The 1,805-nt window shown below is 39.1% G+C and carries 1 protein-coding gene; it reads left to right on the top strand.

Annotated features, from left to right (window positions below; translation table 11 throughout):
• Positions 1 to 129: 129 nt before the first annotated feature.
• The gene (locus ACNAZ4_RS23760) at positions 130 to 1,488 is read left to right on the top strand and encodes an IS110 family RNA-guided transposase (RefSeq protein WP_415818747.1); all 1,359 of its coding nucleotides are present in this window, start codon (positions 130 to 132) and stop codon (positions 1,486 to 1,488) included.
• Positions 1,489 to 1,805 lie beyond the last annotated feature (317 nt).

Here is a 1,805-nt window from a genome sequence, read left to right as displayed (position 1 = left end):
TGCTTTTATAATTTCCTGGTGTATGAAATACTGATTTCAGACACAAAAAAAGTCCCATGACTATGCTACGATTGAGATACTTAACCAAGTTTACTCAATCACCCACCCAACCAAAGGAGGTCATAGTCCATGAGACTACTTAATGGTAAACAAGGTTTAAGGAGAAGTCAATTCGCAAAAGAACTTAAAGGTGCTGATTTAGAAAAAGTACTGATTATCCCTATCGATGCTTCCAAGGTTGTACAGAAAGCAATGATCCTGAATTATTTTGGAGATGTAGTCCAGACTCCATTCGCCTTCATGGTCAATCAGACAGGAATGAAGTCTTTAATCCAAAAGGTGGAGGAAGCGAAACAGGTCTGCCAAGCTGAACGGATATTTGTGGGCATAGAAGCCACTGGTCATTATTACGAAGATATTGTTCGTATTTTAACAACCGAAGGGTTCTCTGTTCACATCATTAACCCTGCTTCCACCCATGAGGAGAGAAAACAACACCTAACCTATACCAAAACGGACGACATCGATCTATACCTGATTGCCGAAGCATTGGTGGGTAATAAAGCGACGAATGCCAAGATTTCTGACGGAAAATATAGACAGCTCCAAAATCTTACCCGAGCCAGGAGAAGTGAAATCAATAAGCGATCACGAATCAAAACAGAGATCCGGACCCATCATGACCATATCTGGCGTGAGTATCAAGGATATAGCGTTTTGGAAAATGGTAAAATCAAGACAACTAAGATATTCAGTGATTTTTGGGGGAAATCAAGTTTATATATACTTACTCACTACCCTCACGCTTCCCAAATTCTCGAACTTGGAGAAATGGGCTTAAAGAGAATCTCTAAAGAACACAATTTAAAGATACGCAACACATCGATAAAAAAGTTGCTTTTCGCTGCCAATGAAAGTGTATCTAAGCCCGTAGAAGATCTCTCCAGCGAGCTTTTTCTCCTGAAGCAGAAACTAAAAGATTATGAATGGCATAGCCAAAACATTCAAACCTATGAAAAGGAAATCGAACGCATTCTCGTTAATACAAACGGTTTACTTCTCCTAACCGTGCCAGGAGTCGGGCTAGTCACAGCTGCCGAAATATACTGTGAGATGGGCGACCTTACTCATTATACAAGTGCTAACCAGCTCATAAAAAAGGCTGGGACAAATCCTGTTATCAAACAATCCGGTAAAGGAGAAGGCTATCATGGCCGTATTTCCAAGCAAGGGAACGCGAACTTGCGCAGGGCTGTTTATTCTGCCGGTAAAAGCCTTTCTGTCCATAACGAAGCACTAAAACCTTTCTATACACGTTTAAAAGAAAAAGGGAAAAAGTCAGGATCTATCTACATTGCGATGGGAAACAAGTTCCTTAAAATTGCTTTTGCGATGCTTAAAAACCAAAAACCATTTGAGTGGAATAACTCAACTTTTAATTATAAACAAGAATTGTTTAAAAAACTGTCACTACCAATAGCTGCTTAAAAAGACAAAATAATAGGTGCCATCCTTTTGGTTCGAGTGGAGATCGGATCTAATTTCCTGAGGCCCAGACCTCGATGTTTAGCTTAATCCCACTCGTCCTGTAAATGCGGATTAGTACGTTAATATAAAAATTTTGTACTCTATGCCAGATTGCATCAATGCAGACCAAGAAGCGAGTGAAAGCCCATTTCTGAATCAAGAAGATGGCATCTGTTTTTAATAAACTTGGTTAATTGTTACTGGTAAAAAATAGAATTTACGGTAAGTGTGTTTGAGTTACCCAAAAAACTTAAAAAAGTATTTGACATTGTACGCTA

Source organism: Mesobacillus thioparans (assembly GCF_965138835.1).
GTDB lineage: Bacteria > Bacillota > Bacilli > Bacillales > Cytobacillaceae > Mesobacillus > Mesobacillus thioparans.
Note: the sequence above shows the minus strand (reverse complement) of the source record. Positions and strands in the feature narration are given on the sequence as shown.

Excerpts from the sequence above, each read along its gene's own strand:
- ACNAZ4_RS23760 (WP_415818747.1), top strand. The coding sequence starts at position 130 with ATGAGACTACTTAATGGTAAACAAGGTTTAAGGAGAAGTCAATTCGCA.